Origin of the sequence: Allosphingosinicella sp., from assembly GCF_036403745.1 — a bacterium.
In the GTDB taxonomy this organism is placed as follows: domain Bacteria; phylum Pseudomonadota; class Alphaproteobacteria; order Sphingomonadales; family Sphingomonadaceae; genus Allosphingosinicella.
Genome location: NZ_DASWQI010000037.1, coordinates 72,892 through 91,554 on the forward strand (window position 1 = coordinate 72,892; position 18,663 = coordinate 91,554).

Sequence of the window (18,663 nt, forward strand, 5' to 3'; positions counted from 1 at the left end):
GCCGCTCTAGCCCCCGGCCGGATCGAACAGGAAGGCGTTGATGCTGAGGCGGCCCCGCGCGGGATCGGCGGGAAGGTCGGCGCCGTTCGGAATGGCGGCGCAGTGAAGGCTGTGGCCGCGATAAACGAGCGCGCGGTTCGGCCGCGCATCGTAGCGGGCGATTTCCTCATAAAGCGGCGTGTCGCCGTCTATGTAGGCCGCCGGCGGCAGGCCGTGCTCCGCCACCCCGGCCTTGAGCGCCGCTTCGAAGGCTGGGAAGCGCGCCGTATCGACCGTCTCGAAGCCGGTGGCGCGCTGGCGGTAGAAGGCGGTGCCGCCCAGGTCCGCCCCGGAGAGGTAGACGAGGATCGCGATCCGCTCCGGCTCCAGCCCGTCGAAATGCGGCAGCCGCTGGATCGGCGCCAGCTGTTCTGGCGGGGTCGTTACGATCGAAAAGAAGCATTCGAGCAGCGGCGGCACCGGGTCGAGGCCGAACGCCTCGCCGATCGGGGCGGCGAGCGCGCCGCGTATCGCCGCGGCGGCATCGGCGGGAAGGTGGGCGCGCAGCCCAGGGTAGAAGGGGCCGATGCGGCCGTAGGGCAGCCCTGCCGCGAGGTCCCGCCAGTCGCCCGGCGCCGCGAGAAGATCGTCGACCACCATCACCGGCTGGGCCTCGCGCCCCTGCCGGACCGTCTCGATCTTCGCCTGTGGGTTGAGGAGCGCCACGCCTTCCTGTCCCACCGCCTGCGCGGCGGCGCAAGGCTGGGCCAACGGTTTCGGGGAAGCACCGACCGGCACGGCGCGCGATGCCTGGGCTTTTCTCTTGTCAAAGTGCGTGTCGCGGCAGCATGACACCCGCTCATTCGAGGGGCCCTGTCGATGCTGACACTGTCGATGCTGAAACGCTTTCTCCTCCTGCTCGCAGCGCTGGTCGCTTCTCCGGCCGCCGCGGACACGGTGGTCGTCCACGCCGGCCGTCTGATCGTCGACCCCGCCCAGCCGGCACGCGGGCCCTCGACCATCATTATCGTCGACGGCCGCATCCAGTCGGTGACCGACGGCACGACCCCCGCCCCCGCCGGCGTGCGCGTCGTCGAGCTCGGCGACAAGACCGTCCTTCCCGGCCTCATCGACACCCACGTCCACTTCATGTCCGTCCCCGGCGCGCCCTTCTGGCAGGAAGCGACGCTGTCGGACGAGTGGATGGCGCTGGTCGGCGCCCGCAACGCGCTGGTCACCGCCCGCGCTGGCTTCACCACCGTGCGCGACTTGGGCTCGACCCGCCTCGGCGGCTTCGCGCTGCGCGACGGCATCGCCCAGGGCCTTATCCCCGGCCCCCGCATGCTCGCGGCGGGACAGGCGCTCTCCACCATCGGCGGCCATGGCGACGTCTCGGGCTTCCGGCCGGAGGTGGCCGAGGCGCTCGACGGCCACAACACCTGCACCGGCGCCGACCAATGCGCCGCGAAGGTGCGCGAGGCGGCGAAGCTCGGCGCCGACGTCATCAAGTTCCACGCCACCGGCGGCGTGCTCAGCCAGGGCGACAAGGGCCTCGGCCAGGCCTTCACCGACGAGGAGATGCGGGCGATCGTCTCGACCGCCCACAATCTCGGCCTCAAGGTCGCCGCCCACGCCCATGCCGACGCCGGCATCGCCGCCGCGGTGCGCGCTGGCGTCGATTCGATTGAGCACGGCACCTTCGCCAGCGCCGCCACCGTCCAGCTGATGAAGCAGCGCGGCACTGTCCTCGTCCCCACGCTCATGGCCTTTACCGGCATCCGCGAGCGCATCGGCAAGGGCGTCTACACACCGGTCGTCGAGGAAAAGGTGCGGATGACGCTCAATGAGGTCGGCAAGGCCGCCCGCCTCGCCCGCGCCGCCGGCGTGCCGGTGATCTTCGGCACCGACGAAGGCGTCTACGAGCACGGCCGCAACGCCGGCGAATTCGCCCAATATGTCGAGCTGGTCGGGATGAGCCCGGCGGAGGCCATCGCCTCCGCGACCACCGGCGCGGCGAAGCTGCTCGGCCTCGAGCGCGAGATCGGCCGCATCGCGCCGGGCTATTCGGGCGACCTCATCGCCGTCTCGGGCGATCCGCTGAAGAACGTGCGCGTCCTCGAGCATGTCGACTATGTGATGGTGAGAGGCCGCCCGATCCCGTGAGCACGCGAAGCTGGGACCCGTCGCTCGCCTACCGCGTCGAAGTGGGCGATACCGTCCGCGACCGGCTGTCGCGGACGCCCAACGCCCTCAAAATCCCCGCCATGGGGCTCGACCTGTTCGTCGTGCGGGACTTCCTGAGCGCCAAGGAATGCCAGCAGCTGATCGGGCTGATCGACAAGGACCGCGTGCCGTCCGGCCTGCTCGCGCCGAGCGCGGACCCGGAATTTCGCACCAGCGAGAGCTGCAATCTGCGGCTGAGCGACCCCGTCAACCTCAAGGTGCAGGCGAAGATCGATGGGCTGATGGGGATCCAGCCGAGCCACGGAGAAACCATCCAGGGCCAGCGTTACGCGGCGGGGCAGCAGTTCAAGGAGCATCACGATTTCTTCTTCGTCTCGGAGCCTTACTGGCCGGAGCAGGAGAAGATGGGCGGCCAGCGCACCTGGACTGCGATGATCTTTTTGAACGAGCCCGAGGCGGGCGGGCAGACCTGGTTCACCAAGGCGAACGTCAGGGTGACGCCGCGCACCGGCAACCTCCTCGCCTGGAACAATTTGGACGAGCACGGTCAGCCCAACCCCTATTCGCTCCACACCGGCATGCCGGTCGGCGCCGGGGTGAAGTACATCATCACCAAATGGTACCGGGAGCGGCCGTGGGGGGCGCAGCCCGGAGCGCCGACGCCCGCCGGTCCCTATTGATTTTTCCTCCCCGAACATTCGGAGTTGCCCATGATCCGCGCCCTGTTCCTCGCCGCCACGGCGCTCGCCGCCGCGCCGGCCCTCGCCGCGCCCGCGCCGGTGCATAACGCCACCGCGCCGGCTGCGTCGGAAGGCCAGAGACTGGCGAACCTGTTTCGCGAGAGCGACGAGTCGCAGCTGCGCCGCAACCCCATCCAGGCGCTGTTCCGGGGTGACATGCGGTACGCGCCGGAGTTCGGCGACTATATCACCGACCGCTACCAGGCGGCGGAAAAGGCGGCGGGCGTCGCGGACCTCGCCGCGCTCGCCCGCATCGACCGCGCGAAGCTCCACGCCGACGACCGCATCTCTTACGACGTGTTCAAATGGCAGACCGAGCTGACGCTCAAGGGGTACCGCCCGGACCTGCTCAAGGTGCAGATCGAGCGGCCGATCGACCATTTCTCGGGCTTCCAGGTGTTCGTTCCGGACCTGAGCTCCGGCGAAGGCGCCGCGCCGTTCAAGACGGTCGCCGATTATGAGAACAATCTGAAGCGGCTCGAAGGCTATATCGTCTATCTGGACCGTGCGACGGCGCGGATGCGGCAGGGCCTCGCCGACGGCATCGTCAATCCGAAGCTGGTGATGAAGAACGTCGTCGACCAATTGGACGGCATCGTCGCCCAGGGCGTCGAGGGCTCGACCTTCTACAAGCCCGTCACCCACTTCCCCGCCGCCATCCCGGCCGCCGAGCAGGCGCGGCTCAAGGCCCAATATGCCGCCTTCATCCGCGACCGGCTGAACCCGGCCCACGCGCACCTGCGCGACTTCATCAAGGCCGAATATCTCCCCCACGCCCGCGACAGCGTGGGGCTCGGCCAGATGAAGGGCGGCCCCGCACTCTACCGCTACCTCGTCGAGCAGAACACGACGACGCAGATGACGCCGCAGGAGATCCACGCGCTCGGCCTGCGCGAAGTGGACCGCATCCACGGCGAGATGGAGAAGGTGAAGAACGCGGTCGGCTTCAAGGGCGACCTCCACCAGTTCGCCGACTTCCTGCGCACCGACCCGCGCTTCAAGCCCGCGACGGCAGCGGCGATGCGCGACGCCTTCATCGACATCGACCGCCGCGTCGGCGTCGTTGTCGGCCGCGACTTTTCCGTCATTCCCAAGACCCCGCTAGAGGTCCGCGCCGACCCGCCGTACCGCGAGAAGACGTCGGCAGGCGGCGAATATAATAGCGGGACCCCCGACGGCTCTCGCCCCGGCATCTTCTATTACAACAGCTACGACCTCCCCTCGCGCTACACTTGGGGCTACGAGACGCTGTTCCTCCACGAGGGGCGGCCCGGCCACCACTTCCAGATCAGCCTCGCGCAGGAGAATACGAATCTCCCCGCCTTCCAGCGCTTCGGGGGCAACACCGCCTATGTGGAGGGCTGGGCGCTCTACTCGGAGAGCCTGGGCTACGAGCTCGGCTTCTTCACTGATCCGTACCAGAATTACGGGCACCTCAACGACGAGATCCTGCGCGCGATGCGGCTGGTGGTCGATACCGGCATCCATTCGATGGGCTGGGGCCGCGACCAGGCGATCAAGTACATGCTCGAAAATTCGGCGATGAGCCCGACCGACGCAACCGCCGAGGTCGAGCGCTACATCGCCATTCCGGGCCAGGCGCTCGCCTACAAGGTCGGCCAGCTCACCATCCGCCGCCTGCGCACCAAGGCGGAGCAGGCGCTGGGGCCGAAGTTCGACGTGCGCGACTTCCATGCCCAAGTCTTGATGTCCGGCGCGCTGCCGATGGAGGTGCTGGAGCGCAAGATCGACGACTGGATCGCCGCCAAGAAGCGGAGCTGAGGGAATGGCGGCGACGGCCGAGCCCAGCGCGCCGCACCGGCCGGTGTCGCGCGGCTCCACGGCCGTCGCCGCCTTCTCGACCATCGTCGAATGGTACGACTTCACGCTGTACCTCTATTTCGCGACCACCCTCTCGCGCGTCTTCTACGGCGGCGGCGGCGGGGCGCTCGGGGCGACGCTGGCGGGGTTTGCGGTCTCGTACCTGATGCGGCCGCTGGGGGCCGTCGTCTTCGGACATATCGGCGACCGGCGGGGCCGCCGGCCGATGATGCTCCTGTCGATGGCGCTGATGACCGCCGCGATGCTCGCCATCGCCTTGCTGCCGACCGGCGCGCAGATCGGCCCGGCGGCGGGCTGGCTGCTCTTCGCGTTGCGCTGCGTGATGAGCTTCTCCGTCGGCGGCGAATATACCGGCGTGGTCGCCTATCTGGTCGAAGGCGCGCGGCCGGACCGTCGCGGGTTCGTCACCTCGATGGCCGCGGCGGCGAGCGAGGTCGGGGCACTCCTCGCCGTCGCCGTCTCGGCGATCACCGTCAGCGCCTTCGCACCGGCGGCGCTGGACTCCTGGGGCTGGCGCATTCCCTTCCTGGTTGGCGCGCTGCTGGCGGGCAGCGTCTGGATCGCCCGGCGGACGATGGAGGAATCGCCCGATTTCCAACGCCAGCGCGCCGAGGGGACGATCCCCGCGAACCCGCTCGCCCACGCAATGACGGTGCAGCGCAAGGGCGTCGTCCGCGCCTTCGCCATCTCCGCCCTCGGCTCGATCACTTATTATGTCGGCATCACCTACGTCCCCGCCTTCTTGACCTCGACCGGCGCGACCATCGAGCGCGATTCGCTGTGGCTGTCGACGGTGGCGGCGGTGGCGGTAATCCTCGTCACCCCGTTCACCGGCCTCCTCGCCGACCGCTACGGACGCAAGCCCGTCCTGCTGGTCCTCGCGGGGTTGAGCGCCCTGCTGCCGATCCTGCTCTTCTCGCTGATGGCCAGCGGCTCGGGCGGCCGCGCGCTTATCGGCGCCGTGGTACTGGCCTGCGTCGCGGGCGGCGTCAGCGCGGTCGGCGCCGTCGCCACCGCCGAGCAGTTCAGCGGCGAGGGGCGGGTCAGCGGCCTCGCCTTCGGAGCCACCGGCGCCACCGCCATCTTCGGCGGCCTCACGCCGTGGCTCGCCCAGCTCCTCATCACCCGCACCGGATCGCCGCTCGTGCCCGGCATCATGATCGCAATCGTCGCGGTAGCGGTCCTGCCCCTGCTGCTGACGCTGCCGGAGACGGCGCCGCTCAGCGGGCGACGTCCCCCTCGTCCAGCCGCACCGCCGGCCGGTTCTTGACCTCGGACTTGACGAAGCTGGTCTCGTAGCGCCGCACCGCCGGATCGGCCGCGAAATAGGTATCCGCAAAGGCGTTGAACTCGCGCATCGTGCGCGTGACGACGAGCACCATCAGGTCGACCGGTCCCGCGATGTTGAGGAGCAGCTGCACCTCCGGCGCCGCGGCGAGCCGGGCGCGCAGGGCCGCAATGCCTTTCTCCTCGGCATGCTCGTGGACCTGGACCTGGACGATGGCGCGGAGCCGGTCGGCGGTCGCCGCGGGCGCGAGGATGGCGACGTCGGCGGCGATCAGCCCCGCCTTGCGCAGGCCCCGCAAACGCCGCGCGATCGCCGACGGCGACAGCGGCACCGACCGCGCCAGCCTCTCGGCCGTGGCGAGCACATCCTCCTGCACGCGGTTGAGGAGCGCGATGTCGAAGCGGTCGAGCGAGCGGGGCATCGTCGCCTCATACGACACGTGCCAAAATTTGGCACGGCCGAGGCGAGAAAAAGCCGCACAAGGCGCAACGACTTGCCCATAACGAGGGACGACGACGTGAAAGTGGGGAAGAGAAGATGTCCAGAATTCGTACCGCTTTGCTGCTGATGCTGGCGTCCGCCGCCGCGCCTGCCGCCGCCCAGCCCGCGCCGGCCCCCGCAGCGGCGCCTGCGCCGACGCCGATCCCGGACGTCGCGGTCACCCCGGCCGAGGCGCGCAAGACCGCGATCGACCTCGCCCAGATGCTGCAGGAGAGCTACGCCTTCCCGGACGTCGCGGCCCGCTATGCGGCGATGCTGCGCGCCAATGCGGGGAGCGGCGCCTATGACGGCCTCACCTCCGGCAAGGCGCTGGCCGAGAAGCTGACCGCGCACCTCCGCACGGTTTCCCCCGACAATCACCTGCGCGTCCGCGTCCGCCCGCCCGAGGCGCCGCCGCGCCCCGGCGCCTCCGCGGAAGCCGGGCCGATCCGCCGCATGGTGCCGCTGACGCCGATCGAGGAGCAGCGCTGGCTTGCCCCCGGCATCGCCTATATCCGCTTCAACGTCTTCCCGGGCGACGCCGAGACGGTGGCGGCCGTGCGCAAGTTCATGGCGGACCATCTCGAGGCGAAGACGATCATCTTCGACAATCGCACCCACCATGGCGGCGGCCTTGCCGAGATGGACGCGATGTTCCCTTACCTGTTCGCCAGGCCCACGACACTGGTGACGATGGACACCCGCGCCTCGGTCGACCGCGCCCGCGGCAGCCCGCTGGGCGACGCCAAGCTGCGGCTGGTGCCGGTGAAGGAGGACGTCGTCCGCCGCGAACATTATGTCGAGCCTAACCCAAGCGAGAAGAGGCTGTTCGGTGCCAAGGTCTTCGTCCTGACCTCCGGCGCCACCGCGTCCGCCGCCGAGCATATGACGCTGGCCCTCAAGCGCACCCACCGCGCCACCATCGTCGGCGCGGCGACCGCGGGCGCCGGCAATTACGGCGGCCAGGAGACGATCGGCGACAAGTTCGTGGTGTTCATCCCGGTCGGCCGCACCTTCGATCCGGACACCGGCAAGGGCTGGGAAGGCTCCGGCATCGAGCCCGACGTCGCGGTCCCGGCGGACAAGGCACTGGCCGAGGCCCTGGTCCGCAGCGGGCTGTCTGCCGCCGACGCGGACCGCATCTCCGCCGAAGTGAAGCCCACTGGACCGATGGTCAGGCGCACCCCCCGCACCTGACGCTTGGCGGTGGCCGCGCCCGTTGCTAAGGGCGCGGCCATGCAGACCGACCGCTTCACGCCCGAAATCGCCTTTGTGACGACCCCCCGCGTCGCCTGCGACGGCGCCAGCGAAACCCACGCTGCGCTCGGCCACCCGCGCGTTTACCTGCAGATCGACGAAAAGGGCTATGTCGACTGCGGCTATTGCGACAAGCGCTTCGTGCTGAAGGGCGGCCCGGCCGACGAGGCCTGAGCGACGCACGCTTGGTCAACAGGCCGTTTAACCGTTTGCCTCGGAAACCGATCTCCTCCACCCCTTGCGTCCGGCGAAGGGGAGAACGGGTCTTGTCTTGGAACTTGCGCCACGCAGCCTTGATCCTTGGCTGCGCCTGCATCTCCAGCGCGGCGCCGCCGATGAGCTCGGGAGAGATGCAGCGCCGCGCCCTCGCCGCCGCTCCGGCCGCGCCTTCCAGCCGCCCCGCGGCGCGCATCACCGCGCGCCGGTGCGGGTGGCTCTCCAATCCGACGCCCGGCAATTGGGAGCTGTTCGACCGCAATGGCGAGTGGCTCCTCGGCGCGCAGGGCGGCTACCAGGCACCGGGCGTCGACCGCATGCCCGACATGACGACGGCCGGGTGGCAGGCGCGCAACGGCGCCTACGGCTATGGCTGCGCCTGCATGACGCTGACCCACGATCCGGCGACTCGCCAGGTGACGCGCATCGCAGCCGCCCGCCCCAAGCCCCTCAAGCAGTGCGGCGCCGACCACGCCCTGCCGCGGCCCTGATCGGCGGCCGCACGCCATGGGCCTGCTCAACTGGATCAAGGGCATCAAGCCCGCCCCCGCCGGCCGCAAGCGGCTGAGCGAAAAGGCGCTGCGGACGGCGCTGCTCGGCGTCAACCGCAAGACCGCGCCGTTTCACGTCCGCGACGGGAAGCCGGAGGGGGTAGACCTCGTCGCCGAATGGAAGATCGTCGACGCCAGGTGGCATGAAATCTTCGCCGAGGCCGGCATCAAGCGCGTCTTCAAGGTGCTGATGAAGGTGGACGAGGAAGCAGGCGAGGTTCGGGCGGTGGACCAGGAGTGGGAGGTGGCATGGCAGGACGGGTTCCCCACACTTTCGCTCAGCGCTGGCGGGTTCCGTGGCCGGAAATGGAAGAAGAGCTTCGAATCCGTCTATGCTTTCCGCGAGGACGGCTCCTTCGGCGAGGTCTACAGCTATAAATTCGATACAAGCGAGATGAAGGCGCCCCTCATCGCGGCTGCCCACGGCGCCGGCTGGGGCTGGCACGCGATCGCGTTCGACAAGCTCTGAACCGCCGCGCCGCCGCACCAGTCACGAATGCGAAGCCCGGCGGGGTGGCGGGGGCGGCGAAGGCGCCTATATCGGAGCGATGACCTTCACAGCCGATCCGCGCCGCTTCCTCTATCGCGACGATGCCCTCTCGCCCGACGCCGCGCTCCGCCTGACCGCCGACGCCCTGCGCGGGCTCGACGATGGCGAGCTCTACCTCCAATATACGGCGTCGGAGGCGTTCGGCTTCGACGACGGGCGGCTGAAAAGCGCCGATTTCAACACCCATGCGGGCTTCGGCCTGCGCGGTGTCTCGGGCGAGACCACCGCTTTCGCCCACGCCAATGAACTGTCCGAGGCCGCGATTCGCCGCGCCGCGGAGACGATGACGGTGCTCGACCCGTCCAGGGGCGCGCGGCCGGCGCCGCCGCGGGGGACCAACGCCAAGCTCTACACCGACGCCGATCCGCTGAGCCTGATCCCGTTCGCGAAGAAGGTGGCGCTCTGCCAGCAGATCGACGCCGCCGCGCGGGCGCGCGACCCGCGGGTGGCGCAGGTGACGGTCGGGCTTTCCGGATCCTGGTCGGTGGTCGAGATCGTCCGCGCCGACGGCTTCGTCGCGCATGACGTACGGCCCCTCGTCCGCCTCAACGTCACCATCGTCGTCGAGCAGAACGGCCGGCGCGAGAGCGGCTTCCACGGCATCGGCGGCCGCTACCTCTACGACAGCCTGTTCGAGGAAGGCGCCTGGCAGCGGGCGATCGACATCGCGCTCGACCAGGCGCTGGTGAACCTCGATTCTGTCGCGGCGCCGGCCGGGGAGATGACCGTGGTGCTCGGCCCCGGCTGGCCCGGCGTCCTGCTCCACGAGGCGATCGGCCACGGGCTGGAGGGCGATTTCAACCGCAAGGGCACGTCCGCCTTCTCCGGACGGATCGGCGAGCGCGTGGGGGCGCCGGGCGTCACCGTGGTCGACGACGGTGCCATGGACGCGCGGCGCGGCTCCCTCACCATCGACGACGAGGGGACGCCGACCCAGCGCACCATTCTGATCGAGGACGGCATCCTCAAAGGCTATTTGCAGGACCGGCTGAACGCGCGGCTGATGGGCGTCGCCGCCACCGGCAACGGTCGCCGCGAAAGTTTCGCCCACGCGCCGATGCCGCGGATGACCAACACCTTCATGCTCGGCGGCAGGGACGATCCGGCGGAGATCCTGGCGCGGGCGAAGAACGGCATCTTCGCCAAGAGCTTCGGAGGCGGCCAGGTCGACATCACGTCGGGCAAGTTCGTCTTCTCCTGCACCGAGGCCTATCGGATCGAGAACGGCAAGCTGGGCGCGCCGATCAAGGGCGCGACCCTGATCGGAGACGGCCCCACCGTGCTCACCAAGGTGGCGGCGATCGGCAACGACATGGCGCTCGACGAAGGTGTGGGCATCTGCGGCAAGGGTGGCCAGTCCGTCCCTGCCGGCGTCGGCCAGCCGACCTTGCTGGTCGAGGGCCTTACGGTCGGCGGCACCGCCGCGTGAGCGACTGGCGGGACGAGGTGCTGGACTTCTGGTTCGGCCTCGCGCCCGAGCAATGGTGGACGAGCGATCCCGCGCTAGACGCGGCGATCCGCGAGCGGTTCGAGGCGCTGTGGGAGACACAGCGGGAGAATGTGCCGCAGGCTTTCCTGGGGACCGCCGACGACGCTCTCGCCGCCGTCATCCTGTTCGACCAGTTCCCGCGCAACATGTTCCGCGGCCATGCCGACCAATTCTCCACGGATCCGCTGGCGCTGGCGGTCGCGAAGGGCGCGGTGGATCGCAGGCTGGATGCGCAGCTGCCGCCGGACCGGCGGCCGTTCCTCTACATGCCGTTCCAGCATAGCGAAGTGCTCGCCGACCAGGAGCGCTCGCTCCTCCTCTTCACCGCGCTCGGCGACGACAACCTTCTCGGCTACGCCCGCCAGCATCACGACATCGTCGCCCGCTTCGGCCGGTTCCCGCATCGCAATGCGATACTCGGCCGCCCACCGCGCGCCGACGAGGCCGCGGCGGGCAATCCGGTCCCCTGGTGATGGCGCTCGTCGAGCTCGCCAAATTCTACAACAGCTTCGAGGCGGGCGCCGTCCAATCCTTCCTCACGTCCGAAGGCGTCGAGAGCTTCATCTTCGACATCAACATGACCTGGGAGGGGGGCGGCTTCGCAATCCCGGTCCGGCTGATGGTCGACGAGGACGATCTGTCGCGAGCGCGCCGCTTCCTCGCGGAGCGGCGGGACTAGGCGTCGGCTCAGGCGAGCAGCGCCGCCACCTCGTCGAAGTCATGGGCGATCTGCCGCACTCCCAGAGCGCGGAGCCGCTCCTCATGGCCGTCGAGGCAGTGGCGGCCGCCGACGAAGCCGATCACCGTCGCGCCCGACGCGAGCGCGCCGCGCACCCCAACGGGTGAATCCTCGATGATTGCGCAGTCGCCGATGGCAACGCCCATGGCCTCGGCGGCATGCAGGTAGAGATCCGGCTCCGGCTTGCCGCGCGCGACGTGCTCACGGCCGCTGAAGACATTCTCGCCGAAAGCACCCTCGATGCCGAGGTGGCGCAGGTGGGTGCGCACCCACAAGGACGAACTCGACGAAGCGACTGCGCGGGGCAGTTCCGCCGGCAGGGCCCGCACGAAGGCGACGGCACCCACCACCTCCGCGATGCCCTCCGCGAGAGCACGCCGGTCCTCCTCCGCCCGCGCCTCGGCGAATCCTTCAGGCAACGTGCGACCGATCCAGCGTTCGATCGCGTCGGTGAAGTCACGGCCGGCAAGGCCCATGAAATGATGCATCGATTCCGCGACGCTGGTGGGGTGGCCGCTGCGGGTCAGGAACTCGGCGATCTGGGCGTTGCCGGCCCATTCGCTTTCCAGCAGCACACCGTCGAAATCGAAGATCAGACCGCCGAACCTCAGCGCCGCTCTCCGAACAGGGCGGTGCCGACACGAACGTGCGTGGCGCCGATCGTCACCGCCGTCGGATAATCCGCCGACATCCCCATGCTGAGCCCTTCAACGCCGTGGCGCCGGGCGAGCTTGGCCAGCAGGGCGAAATACGGCGCCGGCTCGACGTCGGCCGGCGGGATGCACATCAGGCCGGCCACCCGAAGCTCGGCCGCGCGGGCGGCCTCGATCAGCCCCGGCAGCTCGGCGACGGCGCAGCCGCCTTTCTGGGGCTCATCGCCGATATTGACCTGGAGGAAGCAGGCGGGCCGCCGGTCCTGCTTCGCCATCGCGACCGCCAGCGCCTCGACGAGCGATGCGCGGTCGACGGAGTGGATCACGTCGAAGAGGGCGACCGCCTCCGCGGCCTTGTTGGATTGCAGGCTGCCGATAAGGTGGAGCTCCACGCCCGGATATTCGGCCTTGAGCGCCGGCCATTTCTCCTGCGCTTCCTGCACCCGATTCTCGCCGAACACGCGCTGCCCCGCCTCCAGGAGCGGGCGAATGGCCTCCGTCGGATGCGTCTTCGAGACGGCGATCAGCGTCACCGCCTCGCGCGCCCGCCCCGCCAGGGCGGCGGCGCTGGCGATGGCGGTGCGGACCTCGTCGAGCCTCTCTGCGGCGGATGCGGCGCTCATCGCGGCTGCTATAGGAAGGGCGATGCGAGCCCGCCACCCTCTGCCGCGCCTCTGGCTGATGACCGACGACCGGCAAGGCGAGGGCCTGTGGGACGCCCTCGCGCGCCTGCCGGAGGGGGCAGGCGTCGTGTTCCGCCACTATTCCCTGGCGGAACCCGAACGGCGGGCGCTGTTCGAGGACGTCCGGCACACGGCGCGAGAGAGAGGTCTGGTGGTGCTCTCCGCCGGGACGCAGTTTCCTGGCGCCGACGGCGTTCACAACGGTCATGGCGCCGGGATCCGCACAGCTTCCGCGCACGGCCTCGGAGAAATCCGCCGCGCTGAGCGGAGAGGTGCCGACCTCATCTTCCTCTCGCCGGTCTTCGCGACCCGCTCGCACGCCGACGCGCAGCCGCTCGGACCCCTTCGCTTCGCCAGCCTCGCCCGGCGGACGCAGCTACCGGTGGTCGCATTGGGCGGAATGAACGAGACGCGCTTCCGCTCGCTGCGCGGCGCTTACGGCTGGGCGGGGATCGACGCCTGGTCCGCTTAGAAGCGGAAGGCGGTGCCGATATAGACCGACTGGCTGTCGCGGCGCTGATCGGTGACGATCGGCTCGAGGCGATCGCGCTGGATCTTGTAGCGGACGCCGCCGGTCACATCGAAGTTGCGGGCGATGCGGTAGGAGCCGCCGACGCCGACGACGTAGGAATCGGGATCGGCGACGACGCTCGGCGTATTCGTGTCGCTGCGGGCGAGGCCGGCTTCGGCGCGGGCGGTGAAGCGCTTCAGATTGTAGCTGACGCCGACCTGCGCCTGCTCGTGGCCGCCGCGGACAGCGCCGCCCTCGACCCGGTCTACGTCGCCCGTGAGCGCGAAGCGGTTCCAGCCGACCGAAGCGCCGAGGCTGTAGACGGTGGGCGTGATGGCGGTGACCTGGCTCGCCGAAGCTTCGACGACGCGGCGGTTCGCCGCGACCGGCGTCGCGACACGGCCGCGCAACGCGACGCGCACGCTCTTGCTGCTGCCCGGGGCAACGGACGGGGTGAGACGGAATAGGCTCGGCTGCACGCCGCGGCGGGCAAGCTCGGCCGCGAGCCGCGGATCCGCGATGGCGGGCGTGAAGCTCGATCCGCGCAGCGCCACCGAACGAACCGGAGTAAGGCGCTGGTTATTATTGTTGGCAGCGGTGGCCGGCGTGAGGACGAGCGAAAGCGCGGCCAGGGCCGTCAAGCTCACTCCCGTCTTCGAACCCACCCGCAGCACATTCGACTCCCGAAACGATGCTGATTTAGGCGCTTGAACGCCGATGTGCCAGAAGCGCCGCATGAAGATGGGTGAATCCTCGCCGCATGTTGCATCTTTTCCACAACTCGCCGGAACGACGCCGCCGCGCTTCCGATCCACGGACGCGGCAAAAGAGGCGCTCCACGGCCGCTTTCGCCCCCACAGACGGCTTGCCGCCTGCGCCTGCTTGCCTATAACGGCCCCGATCCCCTGTCGTCGCAAGGACCCCCTTATGCTCCGCCCCGCCGTTCTCGGCCTCGCCCTCGCCAGCGCCGTCACCCTTTCCGGGTGCAACTTCGTCCGCAACGACATCAGCAGGACGTTCGGCCACGGCAAGCGGGACAATACCCGCCAGGCCGATCTCGCCGCCAGCCAGGTCACCACGATCGGCGTCAACGCCTATCTCTGGCACGCGGCCCTCGACACGCTCTCCTTCGCCCCGCTGCTGCAGGCGGACGGGAACGGCGGCGTCATCGTCACCGACTGGTATGCCAGCCCCAAGACGCCGAACGAGCGGGTAAAGGTCACCGCTACCATCCTCGACCGCGATCTTCGCGCCGATGCGCTGCGCGTCGCCGCCTCGCGGCAGGTGCTGACCAACGGCGTGTGGGTCGATGCGCCGGTGACGGCGGCGACCGTCCAGCGGCTCGAGGACATCATCCTGACCCGCGCTCGCGACCTCAGGCGAGCCGCCGCCGCCGGCTAAGGAGAGGTTTTCCCGCATGGCTGCGCGCTTCAACCCGCTGGAGGCCGACGCGCACTGGCAGAAGGTCTGGGAGGATCGGGGGACCTTCCACGCCTCCGACACCAGCGCCAAGCCCCGCTCCTACGTCCTGGAGATGTTCCCCTATCCGTCGGGGCGCATCCACATGGGCCACGTCCGCAACTACACGATGGGCGACGTGCTCGCCCGCTACCGGCGGATGAAGGGATTCGAGGTCCTCCACCCGATGGGCTGGGACGCCTTCGGCATGCCGGCCGAGAATGCGGCGATGGAGAAGAAGGTCCATCCCGGCGCCTGGACCTGGTCGAACATCGACACGATGCGGGCGCAGCTGAAGCGGCTTGGCTTCGCGCTGGACTGGAGCCGCGAGCTGGCGACCTGCGATCCGGCTTATTACGGCCATGAGCAGGCGCTGTTCCTCGATCTGTTCGAGGCGGGTTTGGTCTACCGCAAGCAGAGCGAGGTGAATTGGGACCCGGTCGACATGACCGTGCTCGCCAACGAGCAGGTCATCGACGGCCGCGGCTGGCGCTCGGGCGCCCTGGTCGAGCGGCGCAAGCTCAGCCAGTGGTTCCTCAAGATCACCGATTTCGCCGAGGAGCTTCTCGACGGCCTCGGCACGCTCGACCAATGGCCGGACAAGGTGCGGCTGATGCAGGAGAACTGGATCGGCAAGAGCCAAGGCCTGCGCTTCCGCTTCGAACTCGCCTCCCATCTGCCCGGGATGACCGGCTTCGACGTGTTCACCACCCGGCCGGACACGATCTTCGGCGCGAGCTTCGCGGCGATTGCGGCCGACCATCCGATCGCGACGGAGCTTGCCGAGCACGACCCGGCGCTCGCCGCCTTCATCGACGAGTGCAAGCGAGGCGGCACCACGGCGGCGGAGCTGGAGACGGCGGAGAAGAAGGGCTTCGATACCGGCCTCAAGGTCCTCCACCCGTTCGACGCCTCGTGGAAGCTGCCGCTCTACGTCGCGAACTTCGTGCTGATGGACTATGGCACCGGCGCCATCTTCGGCTGCCCGGCGCACGATCAGCGCGACCTCGATTTCGCCCGCAAATACGGCCTCCCCGTCACCCGTGTCGTCGCGCCGACGCCCGAGGAAGCTGCCGAGCCGGTCGGCGAGGAGGCCTATACTGGGCCCGGTCGCCTGGTGAATTCGGACTTTCTCGACGGGCTGACCGCCGAGGAGGGCATCCGCGCCGTGATCGCCCGAGCCGAGGACGAGGATTGGGGCCAGGGCACGACGGTCTGGCGGCTGCGCGACTGGGGCGTCTCCCGCCAGCGTTATTGGGGAACGCCGATCCCGATCGTCCATTGCGAGGCATGCGGCGCCGTGCCGGTCCCGCGCGAGCAGCTGCCGGTGGTGCTTCCCGACGACGTCAGCTTCGACATACCCGGCAACCCGCTCGACCGGCATCCGACCTGGGCGCATGTCGACTGCCCAAGCTGCGGCGGGCCGGGGCGGCGGGAGACCGATACGCTCGACACGTTCGTCGACAGCAGCTGGTATTTCATCCGCTTCGCCAGCCAGCCCAAGGACAAGCCGTTCGATCGCGCCGAGGCGGAGCGGTGGCTGCCCGTCGGCCAATATATCGGCGGCGTCGAGCACGCCATTCTCCACCTCCTCTATGCCCGCTTCTGGACCCGCGCTCTGCAGCGGATCGGCCGTCTCGACATCGCCGAGCCGTTCCAGGGGCTGTTCACGCAAGGGATGGTCACGCACGAAACCTATCGCGGGCCGGACGGCTGGCTGTCGCCGGAGGAGGTCGAGAAAAAAGACGGCGGCTTCGTCGTCGCCGCCACGGGCGCGCCAGTCGAGCTCGGCCGCATCGAGAAGATGTCCAAGTCGAAGCGCAACACGGTCGATCCGGAGCCGATCGTCGACCAGTACGGCGCCGACGCGGTGCGGTGGTTCATGCTGTCCGACAGCCCGCCGGAGCGCGACCTCGAATGGAGCGAGGCCGGAATCCAGGGGGCGTGGCGCTTCGTCCAGCGGCTGTGGCGGCTCGCCGACGAGGAATCGGGCCGCGGCGCCTCCTCGTGGCTGGGCCGCGAGGAAGAGACCGGCGACGACAAGCCGCTGACCCGCAAGCTCCACCAGACGATCGCGGCGGTCGGGACCAATATCGAGAGCCTGTCGTTCAACAAGGCCGTGGCCAACCTCTACGAACTCGCCAGCGCCGTCGAGAAGGCGGCGCCGTCGCCGGCGCGGAGCGCGGCGGTCGAGGCGATGGTCCGGCTCGCCGCGCCAATGGTCCCGCACCTCGCCGAGCAGGCTTGGGCGGGGATGGGCAAGGAAGGCCTGGTTGCCGATGCGCCCTGGCCGGACGCGGATCCGGCCTTGCTCATCGAGGACGAGGTGACCATCGCCGTGCAGGTCAACGGCAAGCTGCGCGACACGCTCACCGCGCCCAAGGGGGCCGGGAAGGAACGGCTCGAAGCGATGGCCTTGAGCTCCGACAAGATCGTCCGCCAGCTCGAAGGCAAGGCGCCGCGCAAGGTGATCGTCGTGCCCGACCGGCTCGTGAACATCGTCGCATGAAGCGGCTCCTCGCCTTGAGCCTCGTCCTCGCGCTGCCCGGCTGCGGCCTGCGCCCGCTCTACGCCGGCGGCGGCGCCGGTCCGATTGCGCAGTCGCTCCGCTCGGTGGCGGTGGCGCCGATCGAGGGCAAGACCGGCTGGCTCGTCCGCACCGCCTTGGAGGACCGTCTCGGCGGCCGCCCGGGCGGGAGCGCGCGCTACCGGCTGGAAGTGCTGCTCGACGACAATATCACCGCCTTCGGCATCCGCGCCGACGACGCCCCGACGCGGGAGCGGCGGACGCTGCGGGCGCGCTACAAGCTGATCGAGCAGGCGCGGGGCACGGTCGTCCTCGACGCCACCGCCGGCTCCGACGTCGGCATCGACGTGGTCTCCTCCGAATATGCCACCGTCGCCGCCGAGCAGACTGCGCTGGAGCGGCTGGCGCCGTTGATCGCCGACCAGATCGTCACCCGCCTCGCCCTCTACGCCCGCAACCAAGGCGGCCCGGCGCAGTGAAGGCGAACCGGGCGCAGATCGAGCGCGCCCTCCGCAACCCCGGCGAGCAGCGCTTCTTCCTTGTCTACGGCCCCGACGACAGCGGCTCGCGGGCGCTGGCGAAGCTTCTCGCGAACGCCATGGGGGCTGAGGCGGAGCGGGTGGACCTGGCGGGCTCCGAGCTGCGCGGGGATCCCGCCCGCCTCGCCGACGAGGCGGCGTCGATCTCGCTGTTCGGCGGCGCCCGCTACATCTTCGTCGATCCCGCGGGGGACGAGACCCTCGCCGCCGTCGAGGCGCTGCTCGAAGCGCCCGCAGCCGGCAATCCGGTGGTGCTGGTTGCGGGGGCGCTGAAGCCGGCGTCGAAGCTTCTCAAGCTTGCGCTGGCGCGGCCTGACGCCCTCGCCTTCGCCAGCTACGCGCCGGAGGGGCAGGATGCGGAGCGGCTGGCGGCGGATCTGGCGCGCAGCGAGGGGCTCATCGTCCGCCCCGACGTCGCCCGCCGCCTCGCCGACGCCTGCGCCGGCAACCGCGCCGTCCTTGCCCAGGAACTGGCGAAGTTCGCCGCCTATCTCGACGCAGCGCCCGAGCGGCCGCGCGAACTCGACCATGACGCACTGGACGCACTCGGTGCCGCCGCCGAGGAAGGCGATCTCAGCCGCCTCGTCGACAGCGTCGGCAGCGGCGACGCGACCCTGTTGCAGGCCGAGCTCCTCCGCCTGTCGAGCCAGGGCATAGAAGGCGTGCCGCTGATCCGCGCCGTCCTGCGCCGGATGAGCCTCCTCGCCCGCATGCGCGCGCAGGTGGAGGTGGGATCGAGCGCCGACGCCGTCATGGCGTCACATGGCAAGTCCTTGTTCTGGAAGGAAAAGCCGGCGGTGACGCGGCAACTGGGCCGTTGGCGTTCGGACCTTCTCGCCAAGAGCGTGGCCCGCCTCGTGGACGCCGAACGCCAGCTCAAGGCGTCCGGCGGCCTAGGTCCGACCGCGGTCGACGAGGAACTCTTCGCCATCTGCCGCCAGGCCGCGCGCCTCCGCTGACAGCGCCGCCGCTTATGA

The 18,663-nt window shown here is 69.7% G+C and carries 21 protein-coding genes; 16 read left to right on the forward strand and 5 right to left on the reverse strand.

The window, feature by feature from the left end:
* Nucleotides 1-6 precede the first annotated feature (6 nt).
* Nucleotides 7-750, reverse strand: coding sequence for a DUF6445 family protein (locus VGC56_RS05065; protein ID WP_464123629.1), 744 nt, complete (start codon nt 748-750; stop codon nt 7-9).
* A 108-nt stretch (nt 751-858) separates the two neighbouring features.
* On the opposite strand from VGC56_RS05065, the gene VGC56_RS05070 reads away from it, so the two are divergent.
* From VGC56_RS05070 to VGC56_RS05085, 4 genes are read left to right on the forward strand one after another with little or no spacing between them, the layout of a single operon-like run.
* On the forward strand, nt 859-2,142 hold the full coding sequence (locus tag VGC56_RS05070) for a metal-dependent hydrolase family protein (RefSeq protein WP_464123630.1): 1,284 nt from the start codon (nt 859-861) through the stop codon (nt 2,140-2,142).
* Nucleotides 2,139-2,843: a prolyl hydroxylase family protein gene (locus VGC56_RS05075; protein WP_464123631.1), complete on the forward strand. Its 705-nt coding sequence runs from the start codon at nt 2,139-2,141 to the stop codon at nt 2,841-2,843. Before VGC56_RS05070 ends, VGC56_RS05075 begins: the two co-directional genes overlap by 4 nt.
* Before the next feature lie 30 nt (nt 2,844-2,873).
* Nucleotides 2,874-4,685, forward strand: a complete 1,812-nt coding sequence (locus VGC56_RS05080) for a DUF885 domain-containing protein (protein ID WP_464123632.1) — start codon at nt 2,874-2,876, stop codon at nt 4,683-4,685.
* Between the two features lie 4 nt (nt 4,686-4,689).
* Nucleotides 4,690-6,015, forward strand: coding sequence for an MFS transporter (locus VGC56_RS05085; RefSeq protein ID WP_464123633.1), 1,326 nt, complete (start codon nt 4,690-4,692; stop codon nt 6,013-6,015).
* Here VGC56_RS05085 and VGC56_RS05090 read toward each other — a convergent pair.
* Entirely contained in the window at nt 5,966-6,454 is a 489-nt protein-coding gene (locus VGC56_RS05090; RefSeq protein ID WP_464123634.1) for an Lrp/AsnC family transcriptional regulator, read from the reverse strand. The two genes, VGC56_RS05085 and VGC56_RS05090, sit on opposite strands and share 50 nt — an antisense overlap.
* A gap of 116 nt (nt 6,455-6,570) precedes the next feature.
* Between VGC56_RS05090 and VGC56_RS05095 the strand changes: the two genes are divergently transcribed.
* The 7 genes from VGC56_RS05095 (at nt 6,571) to VGC56_RS05125 (ending at nt 11,255) form a co-directional block, all read left to right on the forward strand.
* Nucleotides 6,571-7,710: a S41 family peptidase gene (locus tag VGC56_RS05095; RefSeq protein ID WP_464123635.1), complete on the forward strand. Its 1,140-nt coding sequence runs from the start codon at nt 6,571-6,573 to the stop codon at nt 7,708-7,710.
* Nucleotides 7,711-7,749: 39 nt separating this feature from the next.
* Nucleotides 7,750-7,944: a zinc-finger domain-containing protein gene (locus VGC56_RS05100; protein WP_464123636.1), complete on the forward strand. Its 195-nt coding sequence runs from the start codon at nt 7,750-7,752 to the stop codon at nt 7,942-7,944.
* A gap of 104 nt (nt 7,945-8,048) precedes the next feature.
* The gene (locus VGC56_RS05105) at nt 8,049-8,477 is read left to right on the forward strand and encodes a DUF4087 domain-containing protein (protein WP_464123637.1); all 429 of its coding nucleotides are present in this window, start codon (nt 8,049-8,051) and stop codon (nt 8,475-8,477) included.
* Between the two features lie 16 nt (nt 8,478-8,493).
* On the forward strand, nt 8,494-9,006 hold the full coding sequence (locus VGC56_RS05110; RefSeq protein WP_464123638.1) for a hypothetical protein: 513 nt from the start codon (nt 8,494-8,496) through the stop codon (nt 9,004-9,006).
* A 79-nt stretch (nt 9,007-9,085) separates the two neighbouring features.
* A complete protein-coding gene (gene tldD / locus VGC56_RS05115) occupies nt 9,086-10,516 on the forward strand; it encodes a metalloprotease TldD (RefSeq protein WP_464123639.1) in 1,431 nt (476 codons plus the stop codon).
* A complete protein-coding gene (locus VGC56_RS05120; protein ID WP_464123640.1) occupies nt 10,513-11,049 on the forward strand; it encodes a DUF924 family protein in 537 nt (178 codons plus the stop codon). Before tldD ends, VGC56_RS05120 begins: the two co-directional genes overlap by 4 nt.
* Nucleotides 11,049-11,255 (forward strand): putative signal transducing protein, encoded by a 207-nt coding sequence (locus VGC56_RS05125; protein WP_464123698.1) that lies wholly within the window; start codon nt 11,049-11,051, stop codon nt 11,253-11,255. Before VGC56_RS05120 ends, VGC56_RS05125 begins: the two co-directional genes overlap by 1 nt.
* A gap of 8 nt (nt 11,256-11,263) precedes the next feature.
* Here the strand turns inward: VGC56_RS05125 and VGC56_RS05130 are convergent, their stop codons facing one another.
* Both VGC56_RS05130 and VGC56_RS05135 read right to left on the reverse strand, forming a co-directional pair.
* Nucleotides 11,264-11,926: an HAD family hydrolase gene (locus VGC56_RS05130; RefSeq protein ID WP_464123700.1), complete on the reverse strand. Its 663-nt coding sequence runs from the start codon at nt 11,924-11,926 to the stop codon at nt 11,264-11,266.
* Nucleotides 11,923-12,591: a YggS family pyridoxal phosphate-dependent enzyme gene (locus VGC56_RS05135; protein WP_464123641.1), complete on the reverse strand. Its 669-nt coding sequence runs from the start codon at nt 12,589-12,591 to the stop codon at nt 11,923-11,925. The genes VGC56_RS05130 and VGC56_RS05135 overlap by 4 nt, the downstream gene beginning before the upstream one ends.
* Nucleotides 12,592-12,613: 22 nt before the next feature.
* Here VGC56_RS05135 and VGC56_RS05140 point away from each other — a divergent pair, with 22 nt between their 5' ends.
* Nucleotides 12,614-13,123, forward strand: a complete 510-nt coding sequence (locus tag VGC56_RS05140) for a thiamine phosphate synthase (RefSeq protein ID WP_464123642.1) — start codon at nt 12,614-12,616, stop codon at nt 13,121-13,123.
* Here VGC56_RS05140 and VGC56_RS05145 read toward each other — a convergent pair.
* Complete coding sequence (locus VGC56_RS05145; protein WP_464123643.1) at nt 13,120-13,803, reverse strand: porin; 684 nt, start codon at nt 13,801-13,803, stop codon at nt 13,120-13,122. The two genes, VGC56_RS05140 and VGC56_RS05145, sit on opposite strands and share 4 nt — an antisense overlap.
* Before the next feature lie 286 nt (nt 13,804-14,089).
* On the opposite strand from VGC56_RS05145, the gene VGC56_RS05150 reads away from it, so the two are divergent.
* From VGC56_RS05150 to holA, 4 genes are read left to right on the forward strand one after another with little or no spacing between them, the layout of a single operon-like run.
* Nucleotides 14,090-14,563, forward strand: a complete 474-nt coding sequence (locus VGC56_RS05150; protein ID WP_464123644.1) for a DUF3576 domain-containing protein — start codon at nt 14,090-14,092, stop codon at nt 14,561-14,563.
* 16 nt (nt 14,564-14,579) lie between these two features.
* Nucleotides 14,580-17,129 carry a leucine--tRNA ligase gene (gene leuS / locus VGC56_RS05155; RefSeq protein WP_464123645.1) on the forward strand — a complete coding sequence of 850 codons (2,550 nt, stop codon included), beginning with the start codon at nt 14,580-14,582 and terminating at the stop codon, nt 17,127-17,129.
* Nucleotides 17,126-17,626 (forward strand): LPS assembly lipoprotein LptE, encoded by a 501-nt coding sequence (lptE, locus tag VGC56_RS05160; protein WP_464123646.1) that lies wholly within the window; start codon nt 17,126-17,128, stop codon nt 17,624-17,626. The genes leuS and lptE overlap by 4 nt, the downstream gene beginning before the upstream one ends.
* Nucleotides 17,623-18,645, forward strand: a complete 1,023-nt coding sequence (gene holA / locus VGC56_RS05165) for a DNA polymerase III subunit delta (RefSeq protein WP_464123647.1) — start codon at nt 17,623-17,625, stop codon at nt 18,643-18,645. The genes lptE and holA overlap by 4 nt, the downstream gene beginning before the upstream one ends.
* The last annotated feature ends 18 nt before the right edge of the window (nt 18,646-18,663 follow it).